Annotated in this window: 17 protein-coding genes; 8 read left to right on the top strand and 9 right to left on the bottom strand. The window is 63.4% G+C overall.

Annotated elements, in window-relative coordinates:
• Nucleotides 1-3: 3 nt before the first annotated feature.
• Genes NKH38_RS14775 through NKH38_RS14765 form a run of 3 tightly spaced genes read left to right on the top strand, consistent with a single transcriptional unit; the run spans nucleotide 4 to nucleotide 3,722 of the window.
• The gene (locus tag NKH38_RS14775) at nucleotides 4-1,353 is read left to right on the top strand and encodes an aminotransferase class III-fold pyridoxal phosphate-dependent enzyme (RefSeq protein WP_352763066.1); all 1,350 of its coding nucleotides are present in this window, start codon (nucleotides 4-6) and stop codon (nucleotides 1,351-1,353) included.
• 33 nt (nucleotides 1,354-1,386) lie between these two features.
• Nucleotides 1,387-2,694, top strand: a complete 1,308-nt coding sequence (locus NKH38_RS14770; RefSeq protein WP_352763069.1) for an aminotransferase class III-fold pyridoxal phosphate-dependent enzyme — start codon at nucleotides 1,387-1,389, stop codon at nucleotides 2,692-2,694.
• Nucleotides 2,691-3,722, top strand: a complete 1,032-nt coding sequence (locus tag NKH38_RS14765) for a phosphotransferase enzyme family protein (protein WP_023667832.1) — start codon at nucleotides 2,691-2,693, stop codon at nucleotides 3,720-3,722. The genes NKH38_RS14770 and NKH38_RS14765 overlap by 4 nt, the downstream gene beginning before the upstream one ends.
• A gap of 17 nt (nucleotides 3,723-3,739) precedes the next feature.
• On the opposite strand, the gene hpaH is transcribed toward NKH38_RS14765, so the two are convergent.
• From hpaH to NKH38_RS14740, 5 genes are read right to left on the bottom strand one after another with little or no spacing between them, the layout of a single operon-like run.
• Nucleotides 3,740-4,549 carry a 2-oxo-hept-4-ene-1,7-dioate hydratase gene (gene hpaH / locus NKH38_RS14760; protein ID WP_023710038.1) on the bottom strand — a complete coding sequence of 270 codons (810 nt, stop codon included), beginning with the start codon at nucleotides 4,547-4,549 and terminating at the stop codon, nucleotides 3,740-3,742.
• Nucleotides 4,543-5,418, bottom strand: coding sequence for a fumarylacetoacetate hydrolase family protein (locus NKH38_RS14755; protein ID WP_352763071.1), 876 nt, complete (start codon nucleotides 5,416-5,418; stop codon nucleotides 4,543-4,545). The genes hpaH and NKH38_RS14755 overlap by 7 nt, the downstream gene beginning before the upstream one ends.
• Nucleotides 5,419-5,446: 28 nt before the next feature.
• Complete coding sequence (gene hpaD, locus NKH38_RS14750; protein WP_352763074.1) at nucleotides 5,447-6,427, bottom strand: 3,4-dihydroxyphenylacetate 2,3-dioxygenase; 981 nt, start codon at nucleotides 6,425-6,427, stop codon at nucleotides 5,447-5,449.
• Nucleotides 6,428-6,441: 14 nt separating this feature from the next.
• The gene (hpaE, locus tag NKH38_RS14745) at nucleotides 6,442-7,959 is read right to left on the bottom strand and encodes a 5-carboxymethyl-2-hydroxymuconate semialdehyde dehydrogenase (protein WP_023667828.1); all 1,518 of its coding nucleotides are present in this window, start codon (nucleotides 7,957-7,959) and stop codon (nucleotides 6,442-6,444) included.
• A gap of 11 nt (nucleotides 7,960-7,970) precedes the next feature.
• Nucleotides 7,971-8,357 carry a 5-carboxymethyl-2-hydroxymuconate Delta-isomerase gene (locus NKH38_RS14740; protein WP_023667827.1) on the bottom strand — a complete coding sequence of 129 codons (387 nt, stop codon included), beginning with the start codon at nucleotides 8,355-8,357 and terminating at the stop codon, nucleotides 7,971-7,973.
• Nucleotides 8,358-8,558: 201 nt separating this feature from the next.
• Between NKH38_RS14740 and hpaR the strand changes: the two genes are divergently transcribed.
• The gene (gene hpaR, locus NKH38_RS14735; RefSeq protein ID WP_023714916.1) at nucleotides 8,559-8,954 is read left to right on the top strand and encodes a homoprotocatechuate degradation operon regulator HpaR; all 396 of its coding nucleotides are present in this window, start codon (nucleotides 8,559-8,561) and stop codon (nucleotides 8,952-8,954) included.
• Nucleotides 8,955-8,964: 10 nt separating this feature from the next.
• Here the strand turns inward: hpaR and NKH38_RS14730 are convergent, their stop codons facing one another.
• On the bottom strand, nucleotides 8,965-9,474 hold the full coding sequence (locus tag NKH38_RS14730; RefSeq protein ID WP_023692271.1) for a flavin reductase: 510 nt from the start codon (nucleotides 9,472-9,474) through the stop codon (nucleotides 8,965-8,967).
• 6 nt (nucleotides 9,475-9,480) lie between these two features.
• Entirely contained in the window at nucleotides 9,481-11,025 is a 1,545-nt protein-coding gene (locus NKH38_RS14725; RefSeq protein ID WP_023710044.1) for a 4-hydroxyphenylacetate 3-hydroxylase N-terminal domain-containing protein, read from the bottom strand.
• A 92-nt stretch (nucleotides 11,026-11,117) separates the two neighbouring features.
• Between NKH38_RS14725 and NKH38_RS14720 the strand changes: the two genes are divergently transcribed.
• From NKH38_RS14720 to NKH38_RS14710, 3 genes are all read left to right on the top strand, one after another.
• Complete coding sequence (locus tag NKH38_RS14720) at nucleotides 11,118-11,987, top strand: helix-turn-helix domain-containing protein (protein ID WP_023692273.1); 870 nt, start codon at nucleotides 11,118-11,120, stop codon at nucleotides 11,985-11,987.
• Between the two features lie 268 nt (nucleotides 11,988-12,255).
• The gene (locus tag NKH38_RS14715; RefSeq protein WP_023686930.1) at nucleotides 12,256-13,002 is read left to right on the top strand and encodes an IclR family transcriptional regulator; all 747 of its coding nucleotides are present in this window, start codon (nucleotides 12,256-12,258) and stop codon (nucleotides 13,000-13,002) included.
• Between the two features lie 22 nt (nucleotides 13,003-13,024).
• Complete coding sequence (locus tag NKH38_RS14710) at nucleotides 13,025-13,255, top strand: helix-turn-helix domain-containing protein (RefSeq protein ID WP_023710046.1); 231 nt, start codon at nucleotides 13,025-13,027, stop codon at nucleotides 13,253-13,255.
• Between the two features lie 84 nt (nucleotides 13,256-13,339).
• On the opposite strand, the gene NKH38_RS14705 is transcribed toward NKH38_RS14710, so the two are convergent.
• Nucleotides 13,340-14,065 (bottom strand): SDR family oxidoreductase, encoded by a 726-nt coding sequence (locus NKH38_RS14705; protein ID WP_023682721.1) that lies wholly within the window; start codon nucleotides 14,063-14,065, stop codon nucleotides 13,340-13,342.
• 147 nt (nucleotides 14,066-14,212) lie between these two features.
• On the opposite strand from NKH38_RS14705, the gene NKH38_RS14700 reads away from it, so the two are divergent.
• On the top strand, nucleotides 14,213-15,109 hold the full coding sequence (locus tag NKH38_RS14700; protein WP_023692278.1) for an AraC family transcriptional regulator: 897 nt from the start codon (nucleotides 14,213-14,215) through the stop codon (nucleotides 15,107-15,109).
• Nucleotides 15,110-15,179: 70 nt separating this feature from the next.
• Here the strand turns inward: NKH38_RS14700 and NKH38_RS14695 are convergent, their stop codons facing one another.
• The gene (locus tag NKH38_RS14695; protein ID WP_023807560.1) at nucleotides 15,180-16,199 is read right to left on the bottom strand and encodes an NAD-dependent epimerase; all 1,020 of its coding nucleotides are present in this window, start codon (nucleotides 16,197-16,199) and stop codon (nucleotides 15,180-15,182) included.
• Nucleotides 16,200-16,204 lie beyond the last annotated feature (5 nt).

Genomic DNA, 16,204 nt, shown 5'->3' with positions numbered 1-16,204 from the left:
GCGATGCGCGACATCAATTTCCTCACCGAGAAAAACGCCAAGCCGATCTGGCATCCGATGGCACACCCGGCCGAGATGCGGGCCAACCCGCCAAAGGTGATCTTGAAAGGCGAAGGCGTGATGGTCACCGACATCGACGGCAACACCGTGCTCGATGCGGTTGGCGGACTGTGGAACGTCAATCTCGGCTACTCCTGCGACCCGATCAAGAAGGCCATCGCCGACCAGCTCAGCGCCCTGCCCTACTATTCCGGGTTTCGCGGCACGTCGACCGGCCCGTCGATCGAGCTCGCTTACGAACTCAGCGAATGGTTCGAACCGGAAGGCATGGTGCGGACCTTCTTCACCTCGGGCGGCTCGGATTCGGTCGAAACCGCACTGCGGCTCGCCCGCCAATACTGGAAGATCCGCGGCCAGGGCGACCGGACAAAATTCCTCGCGCTGAAGAAGGGCTATCACGGCACCCATTTCGGTGGCGCGTCAGTCAACGGCAACGCCAATTTCCGCCGCAACTATGAGCCGCTTATGCCCGGCGTCTTCCACATTCCCGCACCCTGGACCTTCCGCAATCCGTTCGATGAGACCGATCCGGCGCGGCTGGCCAAACTGTGCGCCAAAGCGCTGGAGGATGAGATCGCCTTCCAGGGCGGCGACACCATTGCCGCCTTCATCATGGAGCCGGTTCTCGGCGCCGGCGGCGTCATCGTTCCGCATGACAGCTTCATGCCGCTGGTCCGCGAGATATGCGACCGCCACGAAATCCTGCTGATCGCCGACGAGGTGGTCACGGGGTTCGGTCGCACCGGCGCCTGGTCGGGTTCGCGGCTATCCGGCGTGAAGCCGGATTTCATGACCATCGCCAAGGCGATCACCTCGGGCTATTTCCCGCTCGGCGCCACCTTGATCGGCGCCAAGGTCGCCGACGTCTTCGAGGCCGACAAGACCAGCTTCGGGGCGATCGGTCATGGCTATACCTATTCCGGCCATCCTGTCGGCTGCGCGGCAGGGCTGGCTGCACTTGCCGAGACCAAGCGGCTTCACCTGGACGAGAACGCAGCCGCGCGCGGCATCGAGCTCGCGGCGACGCTGGAGGGGCTAAAAGCCAAGCACGCGATCGTCGGCGACATCAGGTACAAGGGCCTGATGGCTGCGCTAGAGCTGGTCTCCGATCGCACGACGAAAAAGCCGGTGGACAAGAAGACCATGGCCGTGGTTTCGGAAGCCACTTATGACGCCGGCGTCATGCTGCGCGTGTCCGGCAACAACATCATCCTGTCGCCGCCGCTGATCATCGGCGCCGCCGACGTGGCAAAGATCGGCGAGGCCATCGATGCAGGTCTGTCGAGGGCCTGATAGACCCGCTGACGCAATGGAGTTTGGTACGCAATGACCCAATCTGAGAAGAACCCGAGCGAGGAAGCGCTCGTCAAGCGGCGTGCCCGCCTGCTCGGCGCGAAATCGCAATTGTTCTACGACGAGCCCGTGCACCTGGTGCGCGGCGAAGGCGTCTGGCTCTACGATGCCGACGGCCGCAAGTATCTCGATGCCTACAACAACGTCGCCCATGTCGGCCATTGCCACCCGCATGTGGTCGAGGCCTTGTGCCGTCAGGCAAGCCTGCTCAACACCCACACACGCTATCTGCACACCGCAATTCTCGACTATGTCGAGCGGCTGACGGCGACCTTCAATGCAAGCCTCGCCACCGCAATCCTGACCTGCACCGGCAGCGAGGCCAACGACATCGCGCTGCGCATGGCGCAGGCCGCCTCCGGCAATATGGGCATCATCGCCACCGACGCCACCTATCATGGCAACACGACGGCGGTTTCGCAGCTGAGCACGCGCATGCCTCCGATCCGCGGCCGCGCCCCCCATGTCAGGCTGGTGCCGGCCCCCGACAGCTATCGCCATCCCGATGCGATGGCCAATGGCAAGGCCTTTGGCGACGCCGTGCGTCAAGCGATCGCCTCGCTGGCACAGGATGGCATTGGCCTGTCTGGCATCATCTTGTGTCCGCTGCTCGCCAATGAAGGTTTCCCGGCTCTGCCCACCGGATTTTTCGACGACGCCTTGGGGGCCGTGCGCGAAGCCGGTGGTCTGGTCATCGCCGACGAAGTGCAGCCCGGCTTCGGCCGCACCGGCAGCCATTTCTGGGGCCATCAGCGCGCCGGCTTCGTCCCCGACATCGTCACCGTGGGCAAGCCGATGGGCAATGGCCATCCGATCGCGGCCGTGGTCACCACCAAGGAGATACTGGCGACCTTCCGCGACGCTTTCCGCTACTTCAACACCTTTGGCGGCAACCCGGTCTCCTGCGCAGTCGCCAATGCCGTCCTCGACGTCATCGAACAGGAAAACCTTGTCGCCAACGCGCAAGACGTCGGCGCCTATGCGCTTGGCCTGCTGCGCCCGCTGGCCGATCGGCATGAGTGCATCGGCGAGGTCAGGGGGGCCGGACTGTTCTTCGGCGCCGAGCTGGTCCACGACCGCGACACGCGCGAACCGGCGCCCGACATTGCCGAGCAGGTCGCCAATCGCATGCGCCATCGCGGCGTGCTGATGGGCAAGACCGGCATCCACGGCAATGTGCTCAAGATCCGCCCGCCCATGCCGTTCTCGCGCGACAATGCCGAGTTCCTGATCGGCCTGCTGGACGAGGTGCTGGGCCAAGTCGGCGGAGTGCCGGCGTGAATTCTGTTTCCACCCAATCCCAGCCCGAAACGGCAGCCGATGTCACGGAGCTCGCCAGGCGTGCGCTCGAACATTGGGGCGTCCGCAACTCTGAGCCGGAACTTCTGAAGCACCGCGAGAACGCCGTCTTCCGCGTGCGGCTGCCGGATGGCCAGCCGGCAGCCATGCGCATCCACCGGCTCGGCTACCACACGGACGCCGCGCTGCGTTCGGAACTGCAATGGATGGGCTTCCTGCAATCCGCCGGCGTCGCCACGCCGTCTTGCGTCGCAACACAGGCCGGCGATCCGTTCGTGCTTGTCAGAACGGCCACCTCGGCGCAGCCCCGGCAGGCCGATTGCCTGAGCTGGCTGGAGGGCCGCGCCGTGGGCGCACGCGGCGTGCCACTGGCCTACACGGCCGACCAGTCGATCCAGATCTTCACGGCGATCGGGCGGACCATCGCCCATATGCACAATGTCACTGCCTCGTGGACGCCGCCCGCGGGCTTCGTCCGCCATGCCTGGGACTTCGACGGCTTCTTCGGTGCGAACCCGGTCTGGGGCCGGTTCGAGACCTCGCCCTTTCTCGATGGTCCTCGCCGCGCGCTGGTCTTGCAGGCGCGCGACAAGGCAGTGAAGGCGCTGTCGGAACATGAGCGCAGCGCGCGCAATTTCGGCATCATCCACGCCGATCTGGTGCGCGAAAATGTGCTCATCCATGACAGCGCGGTGCGCATCATCGATTTCGACGATTGCGGCCATGGCTGGCACATGTACGACCTTGCCGTCGCCCTCTATCAGAACCGCGAGGAGGCGATCTACCCGCTGATCGAAACCGCTTTGCTTGACGGCTACCAGCAAGAGCGTGCGCTGATCCCGCAGGACATCGCCGCATTGCCTCTATTCGCCGCGTTGCGTGCCTTCGCCTTTCTTGGCTGGGTGCAAAGCCGCGTCGAAGGCGACATCACCAGGGATGTCGGCTTGCGGATGTCGACCATCGCAGCCGATGTGGTGATTGACTACCTGCGCGGCGAACAGCCCAACTGACGAGCCGATGAGAGCCGTCAGCTCTTGGCGAAATGGATGCTGACCGTTCCCGAGCTGCCGAAGTCGGCGACGATGGTATCGCCGGGCCGCGCCTCGACCGGGCGCACAAACGATCCGGACAGCACCACCTCGCCGGCCGCGATGGACATGCCGTAGCGGGCGAGCCTGTCCGCCAGCCAGGCAATGCCCATCGCCGGATGGTTGAGCACGCCGGCGCCAAGCCCGGTCTCCTCGACCTCCGCATTGCGCGAGACGATGGCGCCGATCCAGCGCATATCGGCTTCATCGGGTCGTTGCGGCCGGCCGCCGATGACAATGCCGGCATTGGCGGCGTTGTCGGAAATCGTATCGAAGAAAGTGCGCGCCTTCTTTGTCTCGGCATTGACGCGTTCGATGCGCGTGTCGAGGATTTCGAGCGCCGGCGTGATATAATCGGTGGCGTTGAGCACGTCGAAGATGGTCACGCCTGGGCCCCTCAGCGGCGCCTTCATGACGAAGGCTATCTCGGCCTCGACGCGCGGCTGGATGAAGCGGCCGACGGGTATCGTCGCGCCGTCGTTGAAGAACATGTCGTCGAACAGCACGCCCGAATCCGGCGTGTCGATGGCGAGCGCATATTGCATCGCCTTCGATGTCAGGCCGATCTTCCAGCCCTTCGGGGTCAGCCCGGCATCGGTCTTGCGTTTCACCAGCGCTGCCTGGACGCGATAGGCATCCTCCATCGTCGCGTCGGGAAAATCGAGGCTGAGCAGACGGATCTGGCGGCGCGAACGCTCGGCTTCGAACAGCCTTGCCGCGGCATCTTCAACTTGCTCGGGGGTCACGATGCTGCCTCGTCGACGACGCCGTTGCGGAGCACGCCGATGCCGTCGGCTTCGACTTCGATCACGTCGCCCGGTTTCAGCCAGATCGGCGGGTCGAAGCGGGCGCCGGCGCCGGTCGGCGTACCGGTGACGATGATATCGCCTGGCACCAGCGTGGTGAAGGTGGAGACATAGGCGATGATCTTGCGGAACGAGAAGATCATCCGGCCGGTGCGGTCCTGCTGGCGCAATTCGCCATTGACGCGGGTGGTCAGCGCGATGTCGGCAATCTGCGCCTCGTCGGTGAACGGCACCAGCCACGGACCGAGCGAGCCGGTGCGGTCGAAATTCTTGCCCTGCGTGACGTTGAACTTGGCGTGCCGTACCCAATCGCGAATGGTGCCTTCGTTGCACAGGGATAGTGCCGCGATATGGTCAAGCGCATCCCTCTCGGCGATGCGTCGTCCACCCTTGCCGATGACGATGACGATCTCGCCCTCATAATCCAGCTGCGGCGATTCCGGCGGCCGCACCAGTGGCGCGTGGTGGCCGACGAAGGAGCGGGGGAAGCGGATGAACAGCGACGGGTTGGAAGGCGCGGCCTGGCCGTCCTTGTACTCCTCGTTGCGGTCGGGATAGTTGACGCCGACGCAGATGATCTTTTCCGGCGACGGCACAGGGATTTCATAAGCGATAGCGTCGAATGGAAAATCGACGGCGTAGGCTTCGGCCTCTTCCGCCAGCCGCCGTAGCACGCCGGCCTCGATCACTTCGCGCAGCGTCGGCCACTGGCTGTGCCGCGCCGACAGGTCGACGACGCCCTTATCTGTGACCACGCCATAGCGCGTCTTGCCGCCGACGGTGAAGGTGGCGAGCCGCCCATGTGCAGTCATCCCGGTCTCGTCAGGTTCGCGTCTGTGGTCACGGTGCGATGATCGGCGACGCCGTCAAATCCGGTTGGCGTGCGGCCGCGCCGGCAAAGGTGCTGCCCTCCTCGAACCAGCTTTTCGGCGCCGGCGCGCCCCACAGCGTCTGGCGCTGCGGGTCCTTGAGGTCCCACTTGATCGGCTCCAGATCCGGATCCACCGTCTGGTAGTCCGAGCAGTAGATCTCGATGCGGTGATTGTCGGGATCGCGAACATAGAGGAAGAAGGCGTTGGAAATGCCGTGCCGGCCTGGGCCGCGCTCGATGTTTGCGAGGTAACCGGTCGTCGCCATCAGGTCGAGCAGGTCGATAATGTTGAGCGGTGTCGGCACCCAAAAGGCGACGTGATGCAGGCGCGGACCCACACCGTTGGTGAAGGCGATGTCGTGGACGCCGCCCTTGCGGTGCGTCCAGGCCGCCCACAGCTTTCCGCTACTGGCATCCTCGGTGTATTCGGTGACGCGGAAGCCAAGCTCGTTGTAGAAGGCGACGGACTCGTCGACGTTGGGCGAGAAGCAGTTGAAGTGGTCGATGCGCAGCGGCTTCACGCCCTTGTAGAGCGCATATTTCTGATGAATCGGCGGCAGCCTTTCCATCTGGGCAAAGAACTCGAGCGGAATGCCGTGCGGGTCGCGGGTGCGGAAGGTGCGCGACTGGTAGGGTCGCTCGACCCACTCCACCGGCAGGCCTTTTGCCTTCAAGAAGTGCTCGGCCTTGTCGAGATCCTCATCCGAGAAAACCTTGAAGCCGAGATCGCGGGCTTCGGCGCTGCCGGCCTTCTTCAGCACGATGCAGTGGTGTCCGCGCTCTTCCAACGCCCTTAGATAGATGGCTTCCGATGTCTCGTCGGTAACCTGCAGGCCGAGCGTGTCGACATAGAAGGCGCGGGATTTCGCAAGGTCGGTGACCGCCAGTTCGACATGGCTGAGGCGCACGATGTTGAAGGCGGGATAGAGGTTTGGTTTGGGCAGTGGCATCCGATGTCCTCCGGTCAGCCGCCGAGTTTCTGGATCGCGTGCGCTGAAGTGGCGAAGGCGATGTTCTTCGTCTCCATGTAGAAATCGAAGGAATGGTCGCCGCCGTCGCGGCCGATGCCGGAATTCTTGACGCCGCCAAACGGCGTCGGCAAATGCCGCACATTCTCCGAATTGACCCAGATCATGCCGGCGTCCAGCGCATCGGTGAAGCGGAAGGCGCGGGTAACATCCGACGTCCAGAGATAGCCGGTCAGGCCGTATTGGGTGTCGTTGGCCAGCGCCAGCGCTTCGGCCTCGTCCTTGAAGGAAATGGCAGTCAGCACCGGCCCGAAAATCTCTTCCTGGGCAATGCGCATCCTGTTGGTGGCGCCGGTAAACAGCGTCGGGCTGACATAGCAGCCACCGCCCGGACCGGCGAACTTGCCGCCGCCGGCGGCTACCACCGCGCCTTCCGATTTGCCGATCTCGATATAGGACAGCACCTTTTCCTCGTGCACCGGATGGATCAGCGGACCGACCACCGTTTTGGGATCGAGCGGATGGCCAACCTTGATGCGCTTTGCCTTCTCCGCGACCAGATCCGTGAATGTGTCGTAGACCGAGGCTTCGACCAGCAGCCGCGACGATGAGGTGCAGCGTTCGCCGTTGAGCGAGTAGATCATGAACACGGCCGCATCCGCCGCACGTTCGAGATCGGCGTCGGCGAAGACGATCACCGGGTTCTTCCCGCCCAGTTCGAAATGCACGCGCTTCAGCGTATCGGCGCCCTGTTTCATGATCATCGAGCCGGTGCGGCTCTCACCGACAAAACCGATCGCCTTGATGTCAGGGTGCTCGGTCAGCGCCTTGCCGGCGTGCTCGCCGAGGCCGTTGACCAGGTTCCACACGCCTTTCGGCAGGCCGGCCTCCTCGGCGATCTCGACCAGCAGGCGAGCGGTCAGCGGCGAAAATTCGGCCGGCTTGTGGACGACGGTGCAGCCTGCCGCCAGCGCCGGCGCGATCTTCCATGTCGACAGCATGAACGGCGTGTTCCACGGCGTGATGATGCCGACCGGGCCGATCGGCACGCGCGTGGTGATGTTGACCTGGCCTGTCGTGCGCAGCGTCTCGCCGTCGCGCGCTTCCGGCGCGCGGTCGGCGAAGAAGCGGAAATTCTCGGCGCCGCGCAGCGCGGCCTTGGCCATGAATTTCAGCGCCTGGCCGGTGTCCATGCACTCGACGAAGGCGATCTCCTCGGCGCGCGCTTCGATCGCATCGGCTATCTTGTGCAGCAGCTTCTTGCGCCCGTCGCCCGGCATGGCGGCCCAGGCCGGGAACGCCGCCTTTGCCGCCTTGGCGGCGCGGTCGATATCGGCGGCACTGCCACGCGCGACCTTGGCCAGCGGCTTGAGATCGACCGGCGACATGCTCTCGAAGGTCGAGCCATCCACCGCCGGCACCGCTTCGCCGCCGATCTGGTTCAGCACGCCGTCGCGCTTGAAACGGGCCAGATAGGCCTCGGCCTTTTTCAGATTGCCTTCGAGGTCGGACATATCAGCTTCCGTCACTTGCCGCGCAGTCGCGGATGGATTGCGTTTTTCTTCCAGCTCAGTACCGGGTCGATCTCCCTGATCTCCAGGGAAAGAGCGAAATGCGGGGTATCGAACAGGGGGCCAAGGTATTCGCTCACCGCGGCGAAGACCGCCTCCCCGGTTCGTTTCTTGTCCTCGGCGCTGCGCCCGGTTCCAATGCGAAACGACATGTCGAGGAAAGCGTTTTCCGGCAGGCTGTCGGCGATGGCATAGGCTTCCGCACGGAAGGCCCGCACCCGCACCGCGCCGGTTTCAAACAGCCCGGTGCCGAGCACGGTGCGCAACACCAGCGCGCACAATTCGCTCATGTCGACCTTGGCATCGAGGTTGGCCGAATACTCGATGGAAAAGTGAGGCACCGCGTCTCGCCTCCCGGATTGTTGCGCTGCTGTAGTTAACGCGTTAATTACATGCAGCATCACTGAAGTCAAGCCTTGCATCCAAGTTGAGGCGACGATACGGGATGGAAAGGTCAGGTTTTGGCGTGCGGTCCCGCCGACCGCCCGCATCATTGGGGACGCTGCTTCTTGCTGCCTGAAAACACCCGTCGTTCTCTGCCGATGGCGCTGCTCCATGCCCGCGAAGTGGTGATGGCGCGGTTTCGCCCTATGCTGGCGGCGCATGACGTGACCGAACAGCAATGGCGTGTGCTGCGCGTTCTGAGCGAGGCCGGCCCTGTCGAGGCGACGGAACTTGCCGATCGCGCTTCGGTGCTGCCGCCCAGCCTGACACGCATCATCAAGACGCTCGAGGGCCGAAAATTCATCACCCGCAACAGGGCGGAAGGCGATGGCCGCCGTGTCGTGCTGACGATCGCCCCGGCGGGCTCCGCCCTTATCGATGCCTTGTCGCCGGAACGCCTCGTCATCTACCGCGACATCGAACAGCGCTTCGGACATGAGAGGCTCGAGCAATTGCTCGATCTGCTGGAGAGCCTGATCGCCGGCGAGAACTGACTGCTCCCGCTCAGCCGCCAAAACTGCCAAGCCGCGTCGGCTGCGTGTAATTGCGGTCGACATAAAGCAGCGCCGAGCCGCCGCTGCCGTGCCTGACGTCGATAACCCGGCCGATCATGACATTATGCGTGCCGACTATGTGCACATCCTCGATCTCGCAATCGAAATTGACGATCGCATCGGACAGCGCCGGCGTGCCTGAGGCCAGCGTTTGCCAGCGCGCCGCCGAATAGCGTGCCTCCATGTCCCTGGTCGCGCCGGCGAACTTGCCGGCCAGGTGCATATGGTCATGCGTCAGCACGTTGACGCAGAAGCGCCGGTTGGCGAGGAACATGGCGGCCTGGGTCGAGCGGCCGTTCATGCACACCAGCAGTGTCGGCGGTTCGTCCGACACACTGCACATGGCGGTGGCGGTGAAGCCGCCGCGCCCGGCCGGACCATCTGTCGTGACGATGTTGACCGGCGCGCAGACCCTTGCCATGGCGTCGCGGAAATCGGCCTTCGAAATCTGCGTGGCCATCTGACATCACCCGGCCGTAGAAGCGAGCGGATTGAGCCAGGTATCTCCCGTCCAGCCGTTCTCGTCATAGTCGGCCATGCAGGTGTCGACCAGTTCTTCCATGGCCTTCAGCCGGCCGCCGCGTTCGGCGCCCTTCAGCACCTGCAGCCGCACCTCTTCCGGCGCACCGGCATAGTTGAGTTCGTAGAGCGCGTGGCGGCCGCCGAACTCGGTGCCGGTCGCGTCCCACAACAGTTTCATGATCTTGATGCGCTCGACATGGCCCATGTCGTTGGAACCGCGCACATATTGCGCGAGGTATTTGTCGATCTCGGGATTGTTGAAGTCGCGCACCGATGACGGCAGGTAGATCAAGCCGGAGGCGATCACCCGGCGCACCGTGTCGATGACGCGCGGGTAGGCTTCCGACATGAAAGTCCGGTAGGCAAGGGCTGCTTCCAGGTTGGGCAGGACAGCGCCATTCGCCCAGGGGATCGGATTATAAGCCATGGCGTTGGAAAAGCTCCAGAACATGTGCCTGAGCGCGATGACCTCGCCCAGCGCCGCCTGGTTGCCTCGGAAGGCATCTCCGCCGGTGGCGCGCAGCGCCTTGGCCAGCAGGCCGGCGAGGAAGTCGAGCTTGACGGCAAAGCGTGTGCAGCCCTGGAAGCAATAGCCATGCATGAAGCCCGAAGCCGGATGGAAGGACAGGATTTTCTGCGCGTCGCGCAGCACCAGCACGTCCTCCCAGGGGATGAAGACATTGTCGAGCACCAGGATGGCATCGTTCTCGTCGAAGCGCGACGACAACGGATAGTCGAACGGAGCCGCCGCCGTGTTGGCCGTCTGCTCATAGGAGACGCGGCAGAACATCTTTACCCCCGGCGCATTCATCGGCACGATGAACATGACCGACAGCGACGGATCTTCGGTGACCGTCGCCGAGCTCTGCGCCAGGAAATTGTAGTGGGTCAGCGCCGAGGACGTCGCCACCACCTTGGCGCCGGAGACATAGATGCCGGCGTCGGTCTCCTTGGTGATGTGGACGAAGACATCCTTCACCTGTTCGGCCGGCTTGTGGCGGTCGATCGGCGGGTTGACGATGGCGTGGTTCATGAACAGCACGGCTTCCTGCGCACGCTTGTGCCAGGCGAGCGCATTGTCCTTGAACGGGCCGTACCAGTCGGCATTGGCGCCGAGCGTGTTCATCAGTGCCGCCTTGTAATCGGGCGTGCGGCCCATCCAGCCATAGGACATGCGTGACCACTCGGCGATCGCGGTCTGCTGGGCCGCGAGTTCGCCGGAGGATTTGGCGACGCGGAAATATTTGTGGGTGTAGCCGCCCGAACCGGTATCGGTAGGCGAGGTCAGCGTGCCCTGCCGCTTGGGATCGTGCAGCGCATCATAGAGGCGCGCCAGCGACCGCGCCGAATTGCGCATCGCCGGATGGGTGGTGACATCGGCAATGCGCTCGCCGTTGATGTAGACCTCGCGGCCGTCGCGCAAGCTCTCCAGATACTCGGCCCCGGTGAACGGGCGCCCATTGTCGGCACGAAAGTCTTCCGATCGCATGATGTTCCTCCACTTATGGCATCAACTCTAGCTCTCCTGGCAAGGATCGGTTAGGACGTAACGGCAAAACCGATTGGACTTTTTCCGGCGCCATGAGCCTCAATTCCATTCCTGATTTCTTTGTCTATGGCGAGCCGGTGCGGCCGCTCGAAGTCGGCTTCCTGCATGTCGAGACGGTGCTTGCGCGCAGCAACATTCATCTCGGCCAGGTTGCCGCGCACAAGCATCCGCAAATGGGCCAGATCACCTACTGGACAAGCGGCTCCGGCACTTATCGCATCGAGGATCAATCCTGGCACTTTTCGGCGCCGGCCGTCAGCTTCGTGCCGAGCACCATCGTGCATGGCTTCTCGATCGGGCCCGGCACCGACGCCATCGTCGTTTCGGTCGCCGATGATGCGCTTGCGGCAATAGCCGCTCACAGCCTGCTGCCATTGGATCGGCCGGTTTTTGCCGATAGCCTTCCTCAGCACGTCGCGTGGAAAAGGCTTGCGGCGGTGCTGGAGATGATCGCCACGGAATATGCCGAGGCGCAGGCCGGGAGTGACAAGACCCTGCCGGCGCTGATTGCCGTCGCGCTCTCCCACGTCGCGCGTCTTGGTCCCGAGGTAATGGATGCGACTGGCTCTTCCGATGCTGCATTGGCGCGCGGCTTGCGCCGTCTGGTCGATGCGCATTTCCGCGACAACTGGCCCGTCGACCGCTACGTCGAGGCGCTGGCCACGACACCGCATCTTCTCGACAAGGCCGCCCATAGGGTGCTTGGCAGCGGCGTCAAGCGGCTCATGGGCGAGCGACGGTTGCTGGAGGCCAAGCGCTTGCTGCTGTTCACCGTACGCACCGTCGAGGACATCGCCTACGAAATCGGCTTCGACGATCCGGCCTATTTCTCACGCTTCTTCCGGGAGCGGGTTGGCCAGGCGCCCGCCGCCTGGCGCCGCGCGCAGCTGGGGCAGAGTTGAAGCTTCCGCGCCGGCCAGGATCAGGCGTTTGGGTCGACACGCCGGCCAGGCGCAGCGCCGCCGAGTTGATCCACCTGTTGATAGGTGTTGCCGCGCAGCATCACCCCTCGCACGGCGCGGCGCATCGAGATTGATGTCGCCGCGAAACTTGCTGGTGTTTTTTGTCGCTTCCAAACGGTTCGTTATTTGAACCACCATTTTATGTGCTATGAGCGGACTGCAAGGTGGATTGGCTTCCCTCCCATGCGAAGTATCTTGAGGATGCACGATGAGCACAGTCGGCAAAGCGATATCGCTGTTGGAACAGTTCACGCTCGGCGAACCGGAGATCGGCCTGTCCGAGCTCGCCCGCAAAACCGGCCTCGACAAGGCGACGGCGCGGCGCCTGCTGATGGCGATGGCCGACCACCGCCTGATCGAACAAGAGCCGGCAAGCCGCCGCTACCGGCTCGGCGCCGGCCTGTCGCGGCTGGCCCGGTTTCGCGACGCGCATTTTCCCTTCGTGCGCGTGGCAGCACCTGTGGTTCGCGAGCTGGCGCTGGAAACCGGCGAGACGGTGCATCTGTCGGAATTCAGCGCCGGCGCACTGCTGACGGTCCATGTCGAGCTGTCGGCAAAGGCCAACCGGGTCAATGTCGATGTCGGCCAGGTGCTGCCCTTGCACGGCACCGCCTCCGGCATCGCCTTTCTCGCCGCTTCGCCTCGGGAAGCGGCCGAGGCCTATGTCGACAAGCCGTTGCCGACCTTCACGCCACACACGGTGACGCAGCCCGACAGGCTGATGAAGGCGATCCGGCTTGCCGCCAAGCGCGGCTATTCCTCGAGCTCCCAAGGCTATGAAGAAGGCGTCCACAGCATAGCCGCGGCAATCCTCGGCTCCGATGGCCGTCCTTTAGGCACTCTGGCGGTGGCCTCGCCTGTGTCACGCGCCGATGACAGCATGGCGGCCAGCCAGGGCGAAGCGGTGATCAAGGCGGCGCGGCTGATTTCAGCGCGCCTGGCCGGCGAAGCCTGACATCTCTACCGTCGCAGGGGAGATGATTAGCGGGTTAAGTTCCCAGCGGCGCACCGGCCTTGCCGCGAGACCGGAACGCTTCGTCTGGGACAGGCGGCTGGAGCGCAGCAAGGAAGAATTGTTGTCGCCCGCCCGAGCGTCGCCCACGATCTCGGAAATCGCCTTTGCTTGGGGGTTCAATTCGAGTGCGCATTTTTCGCGCGCGTTCGAGAGCCGGTACGATGTGGCCCGCGGAAGTTACGCCAGAGGCTGAGGGCGGGTGCGTTGAGGGGTGGGCCGTTTGCCGGATCTCGGAGAGCGCCCCAGCTCGCCGAAAGCCGGCATCCGGCAGCAAGTTCTACATATTGGCGGCGGTTGGCCGTACGATCACTTCGTTGACGTCGACGCCATCGGGTTGATCAAGCGCAAAACGGATCGCCCGTGCAATGGCGTCCGGTGTGAGCGACTTCTGCCGCCATTCTTTCAGAGCCGTGGCGACCTGAGGATCGCTGATATCGTCGCCCAGTTCGGTTGCGGTCACTCCGGGGGAGATGATCGTGGCGCGGATGTCGTCATGCTCCTGCCGCAGCCCCTCGGTGATTGCCCAGACGGCATATTTCGTGCCGCAATAGACCGCCGCGGTGGGCAGCACGATATGCGCACCGACCGAGGCGACATTGACGATATGCCCATTCTTCTGGGCGACGAAGCGCGGCAGCACCGCGGCGATCCCGTTCAGCACGCCGCCGATGTTGACATTGATCATGCGAGACCACTCATCGCGCTTCAGCGCGGCAAGCGGCGACAGCGGCATGACGCCGGCATTGTTGACCAGCACATCGATCTGCCCGAATTCGGCATGAGCGGCATCGGCAAAGGCGTCGAAATTCGCCGCGTCAGTCACGTCGAGTTCGCGCCACGCGACGCCTTTGCCTATTTCTGCGGCCAGCGCCTTGAGCCGCTCGGTGCGGCGGGCCCCGATGAACAGTCTGGCGCCGGCACCGGCAAGTTCCCGAACCGTCGCTTCGCCGATGCCGCTGGAGGCGCCGGTGATGAGTACAACCTTGTCTTTAAGTCCCGTCATGATCGTTCCTTTTTCGCTGCGGTGACGGGGAGATAGATGGCGCGAACCGGCAAAGGCCGGTAGCGTGATCGTCCAAACAGTTTGCACGATCCTCCAAATGAACTCGAAATGCCTTGCAACATTTCGCGCCATGAAGATTTATGCGGCATGGAGAAAATCAATGAACTCGCCGAGCTGATCACCCGCTTTGCGCCGAAATCTGGCATGGCCGGCACTGCGGTGCCGCGGCTGTCGCTCATTCGCGCCAACCAGCCCAGTGCACCCGTGCCTGCGGTCTACGAGGCGTCGCTTTGCATAATCGCCCAAGGATCGAAGCGCGTCTCGCTGGCCGACCAGAGCGTGGTCTATGACGCATCGAGCTACCTGCTCGTCTCGGTCGACCTGCCGCTGGTCGGGCATGTGTTGGAGGCGAGCCCGGCGGCGCCCTACCTCTGTTGCAAGATAGATTTTGATTCCACCGCGCTGGCCGAGCTGCTTGTGAAAGAAGGACGTGCATCCCCCAGCAGGGATCTGCCGGTGTTAGCTGCCTATCCAAGTGACCCCGACCTGATTGATGCCGCCTGTCGGCTTGTCAGGCTGCTCGATCGCCCCGAGAGCATCACCGTGCTGGCGCCGCTGATCGAACGCGAAATCCTTTACCGGCTCCTCACCGGACCGCACGGTGACACGCTTCGCCAGATGGCGTCGGTGGACAGCCACCTGAGCCAGGTCAGCCGCGCCATCGCCACGATCCGCAATCATTTCCAGGCACAACTGCGCATCGAAGACATTGCGGCGGCATCAGGCATGAGCGCGTCGTCCCTTCATGCCCATTTCAAGGCGATTACGCGCATGACCCCGCTCGAATACCAGAAGCAGCTGCGCCTGCAGGAGGCGCGAAGGATTATGCTTGCCGGCGGCGCAAACGCAGGCACGGCCGGGTTCGCGGTGGGCTATGACAGCCCTTCGCAGTTCAGCCGAGAATATCGTCGCCTGTTCGGTGCGCCGCCCCGGAAAGATATTCACCGCCTTCAGGCGACACCCAGTTCGGCTGCGGCTTATTGAGTTTTCCGAGCGGCATGCGCCAGCGATGGCTGGTCAGGAGCCAGCCGCCTCCAGATGGCGAAGCGTCCGATCATGATCGGTAGAACTCCCGGTACCATTCGACAAAGCGCGGAACCCCTATTTCGATCGGGATTTTGGGCTTGAAGCCGGTCGCCTCCTCGAGCGAGCTGACATTGGCGAAAGTTGCCGGAACGTCGCCTGGCTGAAGTGGCCTGAGGTTGCGGTTTGCCTTGCGTCCCAGCGCGTCTTCGAGCACCTCGATCAATCGGTTCAGTTGAACGGGCGAATTGCCGCCGATGTTGTGAATCCTGAACGGGGCGTTGCTGGTCGCTGGGTCTGGCGCGACACTTTTCCACTCAGGATTGGGTGTCGCGGGTTGCTGCATGACGCGGATAATACCTTCGACAATGTCGTCGATATAGGTGAAATCCCGCTGCATGTTGCCATAGTTGAAGACCTCGATCGGCTCGCCGGCGAGGATAGCCTTGGCGAAGATGAACAGCGCCATGTCCGGCCGCCCCCACGGACCATAGACGGTGAAAAAACGCAGCCCGGTGGTCGGCAGTCGAAACAGATGGCTGTATGTGTGCGCCATCAGCTCGTTCGCCTTCTTGCTTGCGGCGTAAAGGCTGAGCGGATGGTCCGCCGGATCGTGCACGGAAAACGGCATGCGGGTGCTGCCGCCATAAATCGAACTCGACGATGCATAGACCAGATGGCCGACGGAGGCCTGCCGGCATCCTTCCAGGATGTTGACAAAGCCGCTGAGGTTGCTTTCCACATAGGCGTGCGGATTGCTGATCGAATAGCGTACGCCGGCTTGCGCCGCGAGATTGACGACAACCTCCGGCGCGGCCGAGAGGAAGAGCTCCGAAATACGGTCCCGCTCCGTGAGATCGGCATGCTCGAAACAAAAATTCGAAAACGCTTTCAGCCGCTCGAGACGAGCCTGCTTCAGGCTGACGTCATAATACTCGTTCATGGAGTCGAGGCCGATAACCTGGCGTCCTTCGGCAAGCAGCCTCAGACAAAGATGAAACCCTATGAACCCGGCTGCGCCGGTGATCAGTATCGGCCTGCTTGATGTCACTGCAT

Origin of the sequence: Mesorhizobium sp. M1078, from assembly GCF_040318615.1 — a bacterium.
Classification (GTDB): domain Bacteria; phylum Pseudomonadota; class Alphaproteobacteria; order Rhizobiales; family Rhizobiaceae; genus Mesorhizobium.
The sequence above is the reverse complement of the archived record's forward strand: the minus strand, read 5'-3'. Positions and strand labels throughout refer to the sequence as shown.